Here is a 15853-nt window from a genome sequence, read left to right as displayed (position 1 = left end):
GAATTCACCCGACACCCAAGATTTGTATACCAACATGATTGGCTCTCGATTCGGTTATCCCGGTCTTCTGTTCGGCTTGCTCGCAACCAGGCTAACTGGATCATGCTCGCTCACAACGGGAAACGCAAGATTGCGTTGTCACTCCTGCAGTAAAGCCGCCCTGACAGAACCGCGGGTCACTTGACCACCCGCGAACAGGCCGACCGGCATTCTTTCCCGAACACGTGACAGCATGGGCGAGCAGCGCAATAATGCGATTCACGTGACGCGCCACAGGCGAAGGGGCACCCATGGCAGGCAAGCGAACCACACTCACCGTCCGGCTTCGCAGGCTCGCCGCGATGCTCCGTGAGCTGCGCGAATCCGCCCAGCTCAGCAAAGAGGACGTGAGCGCGCGCACCGGCATCAACGTGACGACGCTGTACCGCATCGAAATGGCGCAGGCGCGCCCGCAGCGGCGCACTCTCAGCGCGATGCTCGACCTGTACCAGGTGAGCGACAAAATGCGCGAGGAGGCCATGAGCCTGCTCAGCGACGCGCTCAAACCGGGTATGTCACATGCTTACGAAGGCGCGTTGTCCGATGTCTACGCCACCTACATCAACTTCGAGGCGGAAGCACTTTCGGCACGTCAGTACCAGACCTCAACTGTGCCCGGCCTGTTGCAGACCTTCGAATACGCGGCGGCGGTGATCGATACGTCGATGCCGCGCCTCGATGCCTCCGTGATGGAGAGCCGGGCCAAGGCGCGCATGGACCGCGCGGTCAACCTGACGAAGGACGATCCGCTCGAGTTGTGGGTGGTGATGGACGAGGCCGCCATCCGCCGGGTGGTCGGTGGGCCGGTGACCATGGTCGGCCAGCTCGACCGGCTGCTGGAGGAGACCAAGCGCAAGAACGTGATCCTGCAGGTCCTGCCGTTCGAGGCGGGCGCGCATCCCGGCATGGCCGGGTCGTTCACGCTGCTCGACTTCCGCAATCCCGTCGACCCCGAACTGGTGTACGTGGAGAGCATGTCGGTGCACGACCTGGTCGAAGGTCATTCGGAGATCCGCCGGTTCGGCGTGATCTTCGACCAGTTGCGGGCCATGGCGCTGAGCCCACGTGATTCCGCCGCGCTGATTCAGCGGGCACGCGACGAGATCGCGGCCGGGCTGGATCGAAAGCGGTAGCGGTGCTCATTCGGTGAGCAGGTCGGCGATCTGGGCGAGGGCCTCGGGTGCGAGGAGGTCGTCGAGGGTCGCGTCGACGGCATGGCCCGTCACTGTGCCCGCCATCCGTCGCCAATCCCCCACCACGGCAGTCGCATCGGGTCGATCGCGGTCGGGGACGACCAGGACGAGATCGCCGGGCAGGCTCCGTGGGCGGTGGGTCGACGCTGCGCGTGCGAGCGCGTCGGAGTGATCGATCAGGTGCCGCAATCCGTCGCCCGTCACGGCGATCGTGCCCGCCAGCCTGTCGGTCGATTCGGCCGCTGATGTGTCAATGCCCGTTTCCGGGGTGGGCGAGCCGGATTCGTTGTCCGCGATGCCGATGAGCCGGTCGACAAATCTGCCCGGCGTCGTCGGTGAGAGCGTTGCGGCGCCGGCATCCGTGCCCAGGAGGACAACCCGGACAACCTGCTTGTCCTCCCCTAGCCGCACCGCCATCTCCTGGGCGACGAGGCCGCCCGCCGACCATCCGAGCAACCGGTACGGCCCCTGCGGAGCGATCCGGCGGATCTCGGTCAGGAAGTGCTGCGCGTAGTCGCCGATCGTCGGCAGGTCGACAAGCGTCTGCAGTCCGTAGACGGGTATCTCCGGCTCGAGGTGGGCGAGCAGGCAGGCGAACGGCCATGCCAGACCCGCCTCCCCGGCGAGACAGAACAGCGGTGTGCCGTCGACCGAATCGGAGCGCGGACGGATCGGCAGCACGGTCGACAACGCGGCAGCGGATCGTGGTTCGGCGTACACCTCGCGGGACCACTCGCAGGTCCGCGCCTGCTCCTCGTCTGTGCGCACAACAAATGATACGTCGTACGAAAGTTCTACCGAGCCAACAATTCCGGGGGCATCGGTCAGTGGACGACCGAGGGAAGACAGCGGGAACCGGCCCACAGATCGTCGATGAGGCGCTGGTAGCTCTCGGCGAGGTCGTCGAGCCGGGCCCACTCGTCGTAGAACTGCGCGTCGGTGGCGTCGGCCATCGTGACGAACAGTCGCGCGCTGTGCGCGGCGAGCCGGTCGACGAGCATGCCGAGGGTTTCGCAGTGCTCGGCCGCGGTGGCCGAAGGCAGCGGCGCGGCCAGGATCACCCAGCGGTCGATCGCGCGCATCAGCTGCGCGCGGCGACGGTCGAGGCCGGGCGCCTCGAAGGCCGGCGTGCGGTCGCGCACCTGGTGCAGCACCGCGAGCTCGGCCGCCGCGTGCAGCACCGGGTGGTAGCCCTCGGCCATTCCACGGAACGCGGCGAGCATCAGCTCACGTCCGGGCAACCTGGTCCGGTCGACCGAAAACCGCGTCTCACAGCGCATCACCGTCATCTGGCACCTCCGGCTCGGCCACCCCGGCAAACACTCCGCCACCACTGTCCCCTACCACGATGCCAGACGGAAGCGAACAGGCCTGCGGACATTCAGGTTGTCCTGTTCGCCTGGCGTGTGCCCGCCGCGCTACAGCGCGCGCAGACTGCCGAACAGTCCGTCCTTCTCCTCACGTGGGCCCGCGGTGAAGTACAGCGCGTCGGCGTCGCCCGCGCTCTCACCGTTGCCGAACGTCAACGCCCACAGTCCCTCGATCTGGACCGCCTCGCCGTCGCTGTCGCGCAGGTAGTCGACGAAGGTTCCGGTGGTGTCGTCGAAGGCGAGGACCCGGCCGAGACCACCGGAATTGCCGATCAGCAACTTGCCCGAGAGTGCACCGAAATTCGACGGCGCGATCGTCACCGCCCACGGTGCGTTGAGGCGCCCGCCGTCGTCGATGATGCGCACCAGCTTGCCCGCCGCGTCGAATTCGGCGACCTTGCCCTTGTCCGGGGTGCCGTCGGCCGCTTCGTCGGCCTTGGCGTCGAGCGAGACCTCCTCGCCCTTGTCGAAGGCCTCGGGGTCCTTCTTGTCGGCCTTGGTCACGGCGTAGGAGACGAACACCCGGCTGCCGACCGTGGTGATGTTGAACGGTGCCGGGTCACCGGGAACGGCCTTGTTGCCCTTCTCCGGACTGGCGGGGTCGATGGGCTTGCCGGTGGCGAACGGATTGGCGAAGCCCGTGGTCGCCACCGGCTGCCAGAACTTGTCGAAGGTGCGGATCTGCGGGTCGGCACCGAAGTCGGCGGCCAGCAGTTTGTCACCGGAGGGTGCGAGCGCGAGCCCGAGGAACGACATGCCCTGGGCCGAACCGTCGAAAACCTGGTTGGCGCCGCCGTTGCGGCGGATGACGGCTCCGTCGGGGGCCTGCTCGGTCCAGGCGTTGATCCGGCCGGAATCGGTGCCGACGATGAATCGCGCCGAACCGCCGAGCGGGACCGGCATTCCGTTCAGATCGACCCATTGGTCGCGCACCGCGAACAGATCGGAATTGATCGGGGCGGGGTTGAACACCACAGCGGTCGTCTTGCCCGCCGACTTGTCGGACGGGTCGGCATCGGTGCCCGGGATCGCGACGGATTCGAACTGGTCCCTGGTGAGTTTCTGCAATGCCGGATCCGCCGACTCGCTGACATCACCGAGGAACTGGAACGACTTACCACCCGCGCCGACCCAGAAATGTCCGCCCGCGCCCTTGGGACGATTCGCCAGACCCCAGGCGTCGACCATCTCGGCGATGGTGAATTGGGCGTGATAGGAGTCGGAGCTGGCGGCCAGATCGGTTCGGCTGTACCGGTTGCCGTCGAGGGCGGCGACACCGTCGCCCGCCGGATCGGTGCTAGAGCACGCGGCAGCGACCAAGAGCACCGCGCCGAGAACCGCACCGCGCACCGGCCCGGACAGCACCCGGCGGGTGCCCCTCACATGTCCGTTCAACGTTCATTCCTTTCGACCTCCGCCGGACGGCGTTCAGGCGACGCTGACCTTATCCCGACCCGTGTGACGGTGTGCCGTGAACATGGCTGTGGTGGCAGGTCTAGGCTGTCGCGCGTGGTCGAACCAAGCGCGCCCATCGCCCCGCATCCCGCCGTCGCCGCCCTGGCACCGCTGCTCGGTACCTGGCGCGGGCGAGGTCACGGTGAGTACCCGACCATCGATCCCTTCGATTACCTCGAGGAGATCACCTTCGGTCATCTGGGCCGCCCGTTCCTGACGTACCGGCAACGAACCAAGGCCGCCGACGACGGCCGCCCGCTGCACGCGGAGACGGGCTATCTGCGCGCGCCCGCACCCGGCAGGGTCGAGCTGGTGCTCGCCCACCCCACCGGAATCACCGAGATCTGCGAGGGAACACTCACCGAAACCGTCGACGGAATTCGACTCGAATTGAATTCGACGAATATCGGGTTGAGCGGGTCGGCGAAATCGGTGACCGCGGTAGGCCGTTCCTTCCATGTGACCGGCGACACCATCGAGTACACGCTGCGGATGGCCGCCGTCGGCGAATCTCTGCAACATCATCTGAGCGCGACCCTGCAACGTGCGTGACAATGCAATTTCATTTGCACGTACCCGCTGAGCAGCGCGTTCGATCGCGACGGCGGATCGTCACGGTCGCATAGCGATTACGTTCGAACACGCCCGCACATATGGCAACAATTGTGTGTCGCTTACTGCCGCCGCCTGTTGCCGAGCGCTTCCGCGTTCTACGGTTCTCCCATTCGGAACACGTCGAAACCCTGGACGAGGGAGACGAATATGAGCCGTTCCACCCTGATTTTGACCACCGCCGGAATGATTCTCGGCGGTGCCATGGCCATCGATCTGCTCGACGCCCGAGTCCAATCCGCGCCGCCCAAACCGGCGCCCGGCTATGAAGTGGTCCATCGCGACGCGGTCGAGCACACCGACAAAGACGCCTACGTCGTCCCGCCGTATCGCGCTCAGTAGCCGGGCGGCAGCGCCGCGAACATGTCACGGGTGACGGCGACCGCGTTGTCGGAACTGCCACCCTTGACCAGCAGTGTCGCGAAGGCGATGTCGCCGCGATAGCCGACGAACCACGAGTGCGATCCGCCGTCGACCTCCGCCTCACCGGTCTTGCCGTACACCTCGCCCTGATCGCGGATGCGTTCGGCGGTGCCGCCGGTGACCACCATCCGCATCATCGCACGCAGTCCCTCGACCACCTCGGGCGCGAGTTCGGGCCGCTCACCGACGATCTCGGTGGGCCTGCCCGCGATCAGATACGGCACCGGCGCCGACCCGTGCGCCACCGCCGCGGCCATCAGTGCCATCCCAAACGGGCTCGTCACCACCCGGCCCTGGCCGATGCCGTCCTCGGCGCGCTGGACCAGCCCGTCGGCGGGCGGCACCGACCCCGACAGCGTCGGCAACCCGGCGACACGGTAGTCCTGGCCGATACCGAGGCGGGCGGCGGCCTCGGTGAGCGCGTCGGGTTCAAGCCTGCTGGCCAGCCCCGCGAAGGTGGTGTTGCAGGAGCGCTCGTAGGCGGTGGCCATCGGCACATCACCCACCGAGAAGAGGTTGTAGTTGGGAATCGTCCGCTCGCCGATGGTTGTCCGGCTCGGGCAGGGCAGCACCGTCTCGGGCGTCGCGATCCCCGCTGCCATCGCGGCCGACGCCGTGACCGTCTTGAAGATCGAGCCGGGCGGGTACTGACCGCTCGTGGCCACCGGTCCGTCACGGTCGGCTGCCTTGTTCTGGGCCACCGCGAGAATCGCGCCGGTCGAGGGCCGGATCACCACCATCATCGTCTGCTCGGTGCGCAGGTCGACCGCGTGCTGCGCCGAATTCTGCACGAAACGGTCGATACTGAGCGCGAACGACGGTGCCGGCTGGGCCGGGACCTCGTGCAGCACATCGAGATCCGCGCCGTTGGCGTTGCGGGTGACCACGCTCCAGCCCGCCTTGCCGTCGACCTCGGCGATCACGGTCTTGCGCACCTGGGTGAGCAGGTCGGGGGCGAACTTGCGATCGGTGGGCACCATGTCCCACTCCTGGGTGAGCGTCACCCCCGGCAGACCGATCAGGTGAGCGCCGAGCGTCTCGGCCTCGTACTCGCTGAGCAGGACGACCGTGTACGCCCCATCGGCTTTGCGCGCGGCCGACAGAATGGCCTGCGGGGTGTAAGCCACCGGATCGATGCGGCTCAGCGCACCGGCCAGGGCACCCGCGACCCGCTCCGGATCCGGGGCGTCGGCGACCGTGAACCGCACCCGTGACACCTTGCCCGGCACCAGCACATCGCTGCCCGCCGACTCGTTGACCCGCGCGCGCGGCGCGGGTTGGGTTCGTAGCTCCAGGCTTTGGGTGTCGCCGAGTTTGGGGTGGATGTCGGTGGAGGTCCAGCGCACCAGCCAGCGGCCGTCACTGCGGCCCATCTGCAGTTCACCCGAATAGGTCCATCGGCGGCCATTGGGCAATGTCCACTCGTAGGTGTAGTCGACGGTGGCGGTGTCGCCCTGCACGCGCGCGTCACCGGTGCGGACGGTCAGCTCCTCGGCCTGGAGGGCGTCCCAGGTGGAAGTGAGTGCGGCCGTGGCCTTCTCGGGCGCGGTCGTGAGGCCACCCGCGGTGACCAGATCGCGGTCGGCGAGGGCCTCGGCGAAATCCTGGGCGGCGGGCGCCGGTCCCTGCGGACCCGTCGAACACGCGCCCGAGGAGAGCGCGAGCGCGAGCACCGCACAGGTGGTGAACATCCGAGTCCTCATCGGCACAGATGGTAACGGCGAACCGGGCGCCGACGACGCAACAACGCCGGGTCAGCGGCGGAAAACTAATCGACGAGGACGGTCGCGAAGGTGGCGATCTGACGGAAACCCACACGGCTGTAAGCACGTCGGGCGATCTGGTTGTAGTCGTTCACGTACAGGCTGGCCGTACGGCCTGTCGACACAACGGCATTCGCGACAGCGGCTGTTCCCGCCGTGCCCACCCCGGCACCGCGATGTTCGGGATGTACCCACACGCCCTGGATCTGACCGGTGCGCCGGGACAACGACCCGATCTCGGCCTTGTACACCACTTCGCCGTCGTCGAAACGTGCCCAGGCCCGGCCGGATTCGATGAGGCTCTTGATGCGGCGGCGGTATCCGCGGCCACCGTCGCCCGCGCGCGGGTCGACGCCGACCTCCTCGATGAACATGGAGATCGCGGCGGTGAGGTAGCGGTCGATCTCGTCGGGTCGCACTCGTCGCACCGCGCTGTCCGGGCGGGCGAGGGCAGGTTGGGCCAGGGCGAGCAGCGGCTGGTCGGCGCGCAACTCCCTCGCCGGACCCCAGTTCGGCGCCAGCATTTCCCACAGCGGCAGCGCCAGCTCCTGCCTGCCGACCACGGAGGAACACACGCGCGGCCACCTGGTGGCCCGATCGGCGAACGCGCGAAGGGCCTGCTGGTCACCGCGCAGCGGAACGAGGTTCGCACCGGAGAAGCACAGGGAGTCGGCGGGACCGCCGCGACTCCACAACTCGCCGACACCGGAACGGGTGTCGAGGCCGAATTCCTGGACACGGGCCGCGATCATGCACGAGGCGACCGGATCGGCATCGAGGACCCGCAGCACCTCGGCCAGGTCCCGCACGGTCACCGGACGCGCGGGGGTGGCCTTGGACCGTCGCGTCGGCTCCAGCAGACTCCGCACGGCACCAGCCTGCCACGAAAGCGGGCGCAGTGGTACGGGTCGAGGTGAATCCGTCGCCGGACCGTGAGGGATCAGCCCGCGGTGACCACCGGCTGCGCGCCGGGCTCGGTGCCCATCTCCTCGGCGATCCGCATCGCCTCCTCGATCAGGGTCTCCACGATCTGCGCTTCCGGCACGGTCTTGATGACCTCGCCCTTGACGAAGATCTGCCCCTTGCCGTTGCCGGAGGCCACCCCGAGATCAGCTTCGCGGGCCTCACCGGGCCCGTTCACCACGCAACCCATCACGGCCACGCGCAGCGGCACCTCGAGGCCGTCGAGACCGGCCGCGACCGCGTCGGCCAGCGTGTACACATCCACCTGGGCGCGTCCGCACGACGGGCACGACACGATCTCGAGCTTGCGCGGACGCAGGTTCAGCGACTGCAGGATCTGGCCGCCGACCTTCACCTCTTCGGCGGGCGGCGCCGACAGCGAGACGCGGATCGTGTCACCGATGCCCTCGCTGAGCAAGGCGCCGAACGCGACCGCCGACTTGATGGTGCCCTGGAACGCCGGGCCGGCCTCGGTGACACCGAGGTGCAGCGGGTAGTCGCTGCGCGCGGCGAGCTGACGGTAGGCCTCGACCATCACGACCGGGTCGTTGTGCTTGACCGAGATCTTGATGTCGCCGAAGCCGTGGTCCTCGAACAGGCTCGCCTCCCACAGCGCCGACTCGACCAGTGCCTCGGGGGTGGCCTTGCCGTACTTCTCCATCATCCGCTTGTCCAGCGAACCGGCGTTCACGCCGATGCGGATCGGGATGCCCGCCGCGCCCGCGGCTTTGGCGACCTCGCCGACGCGGCCGTCGAATTCCTTGATGTTGCCCGGGTTCACTCGCACCGCGGCGCAGCCCGCATCGATGGCGGCGAAGATGTAGCGGGGCTGGAAGTGGATGTCGGCGATCACCGGGATCTGTGACTTCTTGGCGATGGTCGCCAGGGCGTCTGCGTCTTCCTGCCTCGGACACGCCACGCGCACGATGTCGCAGCCCGAGGCGGTGAGTTCGGCGATCTGCTGGAGGGTGGCGTTCACGTCGTGGGTCTTGGTGGTCGTCATCGACTGCACCGAGATGGGATGGTCACTGCCCACGCCGACATTGCCGACCATGAGCTGACGGGTCTTGCGCCGTGGTGCGAGAACAGCAGCGGGAGCGGCGGGCATCCCCAATCCGATGGTGCTGGTCACGGTCGGCTGCCTTCTTTCCTACGGATCTCGAATCGACCTGGGCTGATTGCTTCCGAGCTTAGTCGCGCACGCCCACACCGCACCCTGTGAGGGGCGCGACAGCGGGCGTACGCGGATCAGGGTAGGCGAATGGGGTTGACGATGTCGGCGGCCAGGGTGAGCAGCATGAACGCACCGCCGATCACGACGGCCACATACGTCACGGGGAGCAGTTTCAGATAGTCGACCGGGCCCGCGGGGGCCTTACCGCGCCAGGAGCGCACCACATCGCGCACCTTCTCGTAGAGCACCACCGCGATGTGCCCGCCGTCGAGCGGGAGCAACGGCAGCAGGTTGAACGCGCCGAGGAAGAAGTTCAGGCTGGCCAGAACCAGGATGAACATGCCCCACAGGCCACGCTCGGCGGTCTCGCCACCGATCCGGCTCGCGCCGTAGACGCTGACCGGGGTCTCCGGGTCGCGCTCACCACCGGTGACGGCCTCCCACAGCGCCGACACCTTCTGCGGCATCTTGGCCAGCGACTTCACCGTCTCGACGAAGAAGTCACCGGTGAACACGATGGTCGCCGGGATCGCGTCGACCACGCCGTACTGCTGCGGTTCGGCGTAATCCGGGCCGACGCCGACCGCGGAAACCTCGCGGGCCGGGCCCTCCTTGGGCGAGCGCATCACCCGCTCCGGGGTCACGGGCACGGTGAGGGTGTCGCCGTCGCGTTCGATGGTGTAGGTGAACGTGCCGGTCTGCTTCTGGGTTTCGGCCTGGAACTGCGCCCAGGTGGTCACCTCGACGCCGTTGACCGCCTTCACCACGTCGCCACGCCGTAAACCGGCGCGCTGAGCCGGACCGTCACCCGTGCACGGCGCAAGCTTCTTGTCGGGCGTCTCCTGCGCGACGCAGCTCATGGTGCCGAGCGCAGTGGCGGGTGGCTGCTCGAGCTGCGGCAGACCCCAGCCCACCGCGAGCACCACCAGCAGGATGAAACCGAGCAGGAAGTTCATGGCGATGCCACCGAACATCACCACCAGCCGCTTCCAGGTGGACTGGCGATACATCGCCCGGTCCACCTCTTCGGGCTCCAGCTCGTCCAGGGCCGTCATGCCCGCGATATCGCAGAAACCACCGAGCGGCAGCGCCTTGAGGCCGTATTCGGTCTCACCACGACGGAACGAGAAGATACGGGGCCCGAAACCGATGAAGTAGCGGCGCACCTTCATGCCGGTCGCCTGCGCGGCCCACATGTGCCCGCATTCGTGCAACGCGATCGAGATCGTGATACCGACGGCGAACAGGGCAAACCCGAACGCGAATACCATCTGGCCCTTTCTCTGTTCTTGGCGGCTGGCGCCGCGGTTTTTCGGCCTCGTAACCGAAAAACGTGGGGGTCCCGTTGAGTCGGTCAGGTCAGGGCGTCGGTACTTCGGCGATGGCCTCGGCGGCGAACTCCCTGGCCCAGCGGTCGGCCGCGAGGACGTCGTCCAGGGTATCGGGTTCGGCACGCCAGCGGTCCGCGGCCTCGACCGCGCGGGTGACGGTGCGCACAATGGCGGGGAAGCTGATCGTGCCGTCGAGGAAGGCCGAGACGGCGACTTCGTTGGCGGCGTTGTAGACGGCTGTGACGCTGCCGCCCGCCTCCCCGGCTTGTCTGGCCAGGCGGACGGCCGGGAAGACCGCGTCGTCGACGGGCTCGAACGTCCAGGTCGACGCCGTGCCGAAATCGCAGGGCGTGGCCGCGCCGGGCAGGCGGTCGGGCCAGCCGAGCGCCAAGGCGATGGGCAGCTTCATATCCGGTGGACTCGCCTGGGCCAGGGTGGAGCCGTCGGTGAACGTGACGAGCGAATGCACGATCGACTGCGGGTGCACGGTGACATCGATGCGGTCGTAGGGCACCCCGAACAGCAGGTGGGTCTCGATCAGTTCCAGGCCCTTGTTCACCAGCGAGGCCGAGTTCAGCGTGTTCATCGGACCCATCGACCAGGTCGGATGCGTTTTCGCCTCGTCGGGGTTCACCGATTCGAGCATCTCGGTGGTCCAGCCGCGGAACGGGCCGCCGGAGGCGGTGAGCACCAACCGGTCGACTTCCTCGGCGCGACCGCCGCGCAGGCATTGGGCGAGGGCGGAGTGTTCGGAGTCGACGGGGACGATCTGGCCGGGCGCGGCCGCCCGGGTCACCAGCGAACCACCCGCGACGAGGGATTCCTTGTTGGCCAGCGCCAACCTTGTCCCCGCCTCGAGAGTGGCCAGCGTCGGTTCCAGGCCGAGCGAACCGACCAGGGCGTTGAGCACCACGTCGGCCTCGGTGCGGCGCACGAGTTCGGTCACCGCCCCCGGCCCGCCCAGATCGAGATCGAGCTTCCGGGCGGCGGCGGGATCGGCCACGGCGACATTGCGGGTGCCGGTGGCGGCCATCTGCTCGGCGAGCACCGCGGGGTTGCCGCCGCGCGCGGCCAACCCGACCACCTCGAAGCGGTCGGGGTTGGCGGCGATCACCTCGAGCGCCTGGGTGCCGATCGAACCGGTACTGCCAAGGAGCAGCACCTTCACCCGGTCGGTCGAGGCCGTATTGCCGTGCGCGGCACGGGGTGCGTGGTGGGACACGGGCCCATTGTGGCAGGGCTGCTGGCTACGACGAACGGTCGTATGCCACGATATGCACACTCGCCCAACCAGAACTCGAGCCCTAAGGAGCGATCGTGGCCGCCACGGACCTCGAAAAAGCCAGCACCGAGCGCGCCGTCGCCACCAGCGTCGACCCCGCCGAGGTGCCCTCGGCAGCGTGGGGCTGGAGCGGCGAGTCGCCCAAGACCTTCCGCATCGCCGGCTGGTTCGTCGTGATCGCGCTGCTCGGCATGACCATCGGCAACCACCAGGGCCACGTCGAGGACATCTTCCTCATCGTGTTCGCCGGTCTGCTCGCGCTGATCCTCGTCGTCGATTCGCTCACCAAGCGCATCCCGAGGTAGACACCCGCACCGATGCCTGCGGCCGCGATTCGATCGCGCCGCAGGCATCGTCGTGTCAGCGGCCGCGTCGGGCGCCCGGCTTGCGGCCGGTCTTGGCGGGTTTGCGTTGCGCGGTCTGCTTCTTGGGCGCCTGCTTCTTGGGCGCACGCTCCTGCGCGGGCTTGGCCGGTTCCGCGCCGCGTGAGCTGTTGGCCGAACGACCGCGCACGATGCCGACGAATTCCTCGACCAGTTCCGAATCTTTGTCGGCGGGCCAGGCCAGCGCGATCCGGGTGAACTCGGTGTCGCTGATCGGGCGGTACACCAGGTCGCGCCGATGATGCAGTCGGGCGATCGACTGCGGCACGATCGCCACTCCCCCCACGGCGGCGACCATTGCCAGGGTGTCGGCGGCCTGATCCAGATCGCCGCTGTCGTGGTGCTGTTCGTCAGCCAGGTCGGCCGGGGTCACCGCATCGAGCAGCGACAGCGCGTCGTCCTTCTGCACGACCGCGACCGGCGTCTCCTCCCACAGCGGGATCGCGTTCATTCCGGACCGGTCCATCGGCAACCGCACGAAGCACAGGTCGACCCGGCCGTCGCGCAACGCGCTCTCCTGCTCGCTTTGCGCGACACCGAGCACCTCGAGGGGATGGTCCGGCAGCCGCTCGCCCCACACCCGAGCCCACTTCGACACCGTCACCCCCGGCACGAAACCGACGCGCAGGCTCGCGGGCCCCTCCGGTTTCTGCTCGCGCTGTGCCTGCTCGTCGGCACGGATCAGTTCCCGCGCGTGGTCGAGCAGGGTCGCGCCGTCCTCGGACAGCTGGGTCGGCGACGCGCCGGGCACGAACAGCCGCGTGCCGAGTTCGCCCTCGAGCTCGATCACGGTGGCGCTCAACGCCTGACGTGGAATCCGCAACGCCTTCGCGGCACGCGCGAAATGCAGTTCCTCGGCCACGGCGACGAACCGACGCAGCCGGACGAGGTCGATGGAGTCGGCGGCGGTGACGTCGAAGTCGCTCATTCGGATCAGAATATGGCACGTGCCGAACAGGTCGGCGCACCGATCACAGGTTCGTCAGCACGGCGATGAGCACCGCGATGCCGATCACGATGGCGAACACCACCAGCAGCACCCCCAACATCGACCCCCAACCGCCGCGCGCGGGCGGCGGTGGCGGCATGGGCGCGCGCATCGCGGGCTGGGCCCAGGCGGCGGGGGTCGCCGGTCGCGGCGCCATCGGCGGAACCGGTGCGACCGGGATCGCGGCACCGGAGTTGTTCACCGGCCGCATCGGCTGCATTCCCAGGAACGGCTGAGCGTGCGCCCCCGACGGCGGACGGGCGATCGGGCGGGCACCGGTCGTCCCGGTGCGCATGGCCCGCTGCGCGGCCTCGACGAACTCCTCGCAGGAGGAGAACCGGTCGGCTGGTCGCTTGGCCAGCGCCCGCGCCATCACGGCATCCAGATTCGGCGGCAGTCCGGCCCGGCGCGGACTCACCGGCGGTGGCGGCGACTGCAGGTGCCCGGTGATGACGGCGGCCGGGCTCGGCGCCTCGAACGGCGCGGTGCCGGTGAGCAGGGTGTAGAGCGTGCAGGCCAACGAGTACTGGTCGGCGCGATGGTCGAGCGGGACACCGGTGAGCTGCTCGGGTGCCGCGTAGGCCAGGGTCGCGGTGAACGAGCCGGTCTCGGTGAGGTGACCGGAATCGTCACGCAGGCGCGCGATGCCGAAGTCGGTGAGATACACCCGCTCCTGGCTGTTGGACCTGGCCAGCAGGATATTGGCCGGTTTCACATCGCGGTGCAGCACGCCCGCGCGATGCGCGAAGTCCAGGGCGACGGCGGTCTCCCGGATGATCTGCAACGCCCGATCCGGTGGCAGCGTCGCCGGATCGAGCATCGACGCGTCGATCCCGTCGACGTATTGCATGCTGATCCACAGCTGGTCGTTCTCCACACCGCGGTCGAACACCGTCACGATATTGGGGTGATCGAGCTGGGCGACCAGATCGGCTTCCCGCTCGAACCGGGCCCGGATCTCGGCGTCGGAGAACAGCTCCTGATTCAGCAGTTTCAGCGCGGTCCACCTCGGCAGCCGAGGATGCCTGGCCAGATACACCGAACCCATCCCGCCGCGACCCAACTGCCGGTCGATCGTGTATCCGGCGAATACCGTCCCGTCAGAAACCACTCTGACCCCCGAATCTCGCTCGTCGTCCGACGCGCTGGACCCTACCAAAACGGTGTTCGTGCCGTCGCGGGCATCCTTCAGCTCATCGGGAAGGTGGTCAGTTCCTTCAGCAGTTCGGGCAGGTCCTCGGTCAGCGATGTCAGTCCCGAACCCCGGGAGAACAGGAATACCCAACGCTCTCGGCCCGGGTCACTGAAAGTGGAGACGACCACGGTGAATCCGTATTGGTCTCTTCCGGACTTGTCCTTGGCGAACCAGCCCCGGTGATCGTCGGTGCGCGTGCCGGAGCTGCCACTGCCCACGTCTTTGGTCTCGCTCTCGAATTTCGCCACCGCCGCTTTCGCGGACTCCACGGACGGAAAAGCGTAGAAGGCGAAGCGCGTAGCGTTGATATCGGCGGGTTTGCACGCCCATTTGGCGTGTGCCTCTTGGAACGTCAGTTCCCACATCAGCTCGTTGCGGGTCGTCGTATTGACATAGGCCTCGCAGGTCCGGCCACCGGTGCCGACGCCGGTGAGGTACGGATTCGACGCCGATAATCCGTCGGCTTCACCGGGCGGCAGCATCTGCGGGAACGCCGCCGACATCGCGGCGATGTCTCGATGGGCACGGGAACGATTGAGTATCTGCGAGACCCACGTGCTGTCGTCCTGCCAGACCCAATACGACGCGCTGGCGATGACCGCGAGCACTGTCAGCAGGACCAGCGGTACGACGCCACGCTGTCGTCGCGCAGGTACTGGACGAGCCGGATAGGGCGCCGCCATCTGCCGGGCAGGGGATGCGACCCCCGGCCGCATGGGCGGCGCATACTGGTGCGGTGCCGGGACAATTCCGGTTCGCGGCGCGAAAACTGTGGGTTGCCCACCCGTTCCGGTGAGCGCGCGACGAGCCGCGGCGGCGAACTCCGCACACGAATCGAAGCGATCGGCCGGGCGCTTGGCCAGCGCTCGCGCCAGTACCGCGTCCAGGGCGACGGGCAGATCCGGACGTTGCCGGTGCACCGACGGCGGTGGGGATTGCAGGTGCCCCTGGATGACGAGCACCGGATTGGTCGCCTCGTAGGGCGCCAGCCCCGTGAGCAACGAGTACAGCGTGCAGGCCAGGGAGTACTGATCGGCGCGGTGATCGAGTGGGGCGCCGGTGAGCTGCTCGGGAGCCGCGAAGGCCAGGGTCGCGGTGAAGGTGCCGGTCTGGGTGAGGTGGTGGACGTCGTCGCGGGGGCGCGCGATACCGAAATCGGTGAGCAGCACGCGCTCCGGACCGTTCGCGGCGGCCAGCAGGATATTGGCCGGTTTCACGTCGCGATGCAGCACGCCGTTGCCGTGCGCGTGGTCGAGTGCGGCGGCGGTGCCCTCGATGATGTGCAGCGCGCGGGCAGCGGGAACGGGATGCTCGATGGCGGCGGCATCGACACCGTCGACGAACTGCATGCTGATCCACAGCCGCCCGTCGTCGGCGCCCCGGTCGTACACGGTGACGATGTTCGGGTGTTCGAGCTGCGCGGCCAGATCGGCCTCCCGCTCGAATCTGGCCCGGATCTCGTTGTCCGAGAACAGTTCCGGATTCAGCAGTTTGAGCGCGGTCTGGCGCGGCAGCCGAGGGTGCCTGGCCAGATACACCGAACCCATCCCGCCACGACCGAGCTGTCGTTCGATCGCGTACCCGGCGAAAACATCCCCCGTCGCAAGCATGATCCCCCGTTGTCGAACCGATCGATTACCGGTCCAACTTAGTGCAGGCCACACCACACCATCAGGGTCCGG

The 15853-nt window shown here is 68.0% G+C and carries 14 protein-coding genes and 1 pseudogene; 4 read left to right on the top strand and 11 right to left on the bottom strand.

Features of this window, described 5'->3' with window-relative positions:
* The first annotated feature begins 290 nt into the window (after positions 1-290).
* A complete protein-coding gene (locus AB0F86_RS01205; protein WP_181696843.1) occupies positions 291-1172 on the top strand; it encodes a helix-turn-helix transcriptional regulator in 882 nt (293 codons plus the stop codon).
* A 6-nt stretch (positions 1173-1178) separates the two neighbouring features.
* Here the strand turns inward: AB0F86_RS01205 and AB0F86_RS01200 are convergent, their stop codons facing one another.
* The 3 genes from AB0F86_RS01200 to AB0F86_RS01190 form a co-directional block, all read right to left on the bottom strand.
* On the bottom strand, positions 1179-2000 hold the full coding sequence (locus tag AB0F86_RS01200) for a thioesterase domain-containing protein (protein ID WP_356983853.1): 822 nt from the start codon (positions 1998-2000) through the stop codon (positions 1179-1181).
* 56 nt (positions 2001-2056) lie between these two features.
* Positions 2057-2521, bottom strand: a complete 465-nt coding sequence (locus AB0F86_RS01195) for a DUF4254 domain-containing protein (RefSeq protein ID WP_181696841.1) — start codon at positions 2519-2521, stop codon at positions 2057-2059.
* A gap of 129 nt (positions 2522-2650) precedes the next feature.
* Positions 2651-3997 (bottom strand): TIGR03118 family protein, encoded by a 1347-nt coding sequence (locus tag AB0F86_RS01190; RefSeq protein ID WP_356983851.1) that lies wholly within the window; start codon positions 3995-3997, stop codon positions 2651-2653.
* 114 nt (positions 3998-4111) lie between these two features.
* Between AB0F86_RS01190 and AB0F86_RS01185 the strand changes: the two genes are divergently transcribed.
* Positions 4112-4609 carry a peroxynitrite isomerase gene (locus AB0F86_RS01185; RefSeq protein ID WP_225280383.1) on the top strand — a complete coding sequence of 166 codons (498 nt, stop codon included), beginning with the start codon at positions 4112-4114 and terminating at the stop codon, positions 4607-4609.
* Positions 4610-4819: 210 nt separating this feature from the next.
* Positions 4820-5011 carry a hypothetical protein gene (locus AB0F86_RS01180; protein ID WP_067496292.1) on the top strand — a complete coding sequence of 64 codons (192 nt, stop codon included), beginning with the start codon at positions 4820-4822 and terminating at the stop codon, positions 5009-5011.
* Here the strand turns inward: AB0F86_RS01180 and AB0F86_RS01175 are convergent.
* The 5 genes from AB0F86_RS01175 to dxr all read right to left on the bottom strand — a co-directional run bounded on the left by AB0F86_RS01175 (position 5005) and on the right by dxr (position 11545).
* Complete coding sequence (locus tag AB0F86_RS01175; protein ID WP_356983849.1) at positions 5005-6795, bottom strand: penicillin-binding transpeptidase domain-containing protein; 1791 nt, start codon at positions 6793-6795, stop codon at positions 5005-5007. The genes AB0F86_RS01180 and AB0F86_RS01175 overlap by 7 nt on opposite strands.
* A gap of 65 nt (positions 6796-6860) precedes the next feature.
* On the bottom strand, positions 6861-7724 hold the full coding sequence (locus AB0F86_RS01170) for a GNAT family N-acetyltransferase (protein WP_356983848.1): 864 nt from the start codon (positions 7722-7724) through the stop codon (positions 6861-6863).
* 71 nt (positions 7725-7795) lie between these two features.
* Positions 7796-8950, bottom strand: a complete 1155-nt coding sequence (ispG, locus tag AB0F86_RS01165) for a flavodoxin-dependent (E)-4-hydroxy-3-methylbut-2-enyl-diphosphate synthase (RefSeq protein WP_181696838.1) — start codon at positions 8948-8950, stop codon at positions 7796-7798.
* Between the two features lie 116 nt (positions 8951-9066).
* Complete coding sequence (locus AB0F86_RS01160) at positions 9067-10263, bottom strand: M50 family metallopeptidase (protein WP_225280380.1); 1197 nt, start codon at positions 10261-10263, stop codon at positions 9067-9069.
* A gap of 88 nt (positions 10264-10351) precedes the next feature.
* Positions 10352-11545, bottom strand: a complete 1194-nt coding sequence (gene dxr / locus AB0F86_RS01155) for a 1-deoxy-D-xylulose-5-phosphate reductoisomerase (protein WP_356983847.1) — start codon at positions 11543-11545, stop codon at positions 10352-10354.
* A gap of 95 nt (positions 11546-11640) precedes the next feature.
* On the opposite strand from dxr, the gene AB0F86_RS01150 reads away from it, so the two are divergent.
* Entirely contained in the window at positions 11641-11910 is a 270-nt protein-coding gene (locus AB0F86_RS01150) for a DUF2631 domain-containing protein (RefSeq protein WP_181696836.1), read from the top strand.
* Positions 11911-11965: 55 nt separating this feature from the next.
* Here AB0F86_RS01150 and AB0F86_RS01145 read toward each other — a convergent pair whose 3' ends face one another.
* The 3 genes and pseudogenes from AB0F86_RS01145 to AB0F86_RS01135 all read right to left on the bottom strand — a co-directional run bounded on the left by AB0F86_RS01145 (position 11966) and on the right by AB0F86_RS01135 (position 15781).
* Entirely contained in the window at positions 11966-12916 is a 951-nt protein-coding gene (locus AB0F86_RS01145) for a LysR substrate-binding domain-containing protein (RefSeq protein ID WP_356983846.1), read from the bottom strand.
* 352 nt (positions 12917-13268) lie between these two features.
* Positions 13269-14087 (bottom strand): annotated as a pseudogene (locus AB0F86_RS01140) (serine/threonine-protein kinase); the annotation flags it as partial.
* Positions 14088-14164: 77 nt separating this feature from the next.
* The gene (locus AB0F86_RS01135; RefSeq protein ID WP_356983845.1) at positions 14165-15781 is read right to left on the bottom strand and encodes a serine/threonine-protein kinase; all 1617 of its coding nucleotides are present in this window, start codon (positions 15779-15781) and stop codon (positions 14165-14167) included.
* Between the last annotated feature and the right edge of the window lie 72 nt (positions 15782-15853).

The organism is Nocardia sp. NPDC023733 (genome assembly GCF_040639775.1).
In the GTDB taxonomy this organism is placed as follows: domain Bacteria; phylum Actinomycetota; class Actinomycetes; order Mycobacteriales; family Mycobacteriaceae; genus Nocardia; species Nocardia rosealba.
This window is presented reverse-complemented; position numbering and strand designations above follow the sequence as displayed.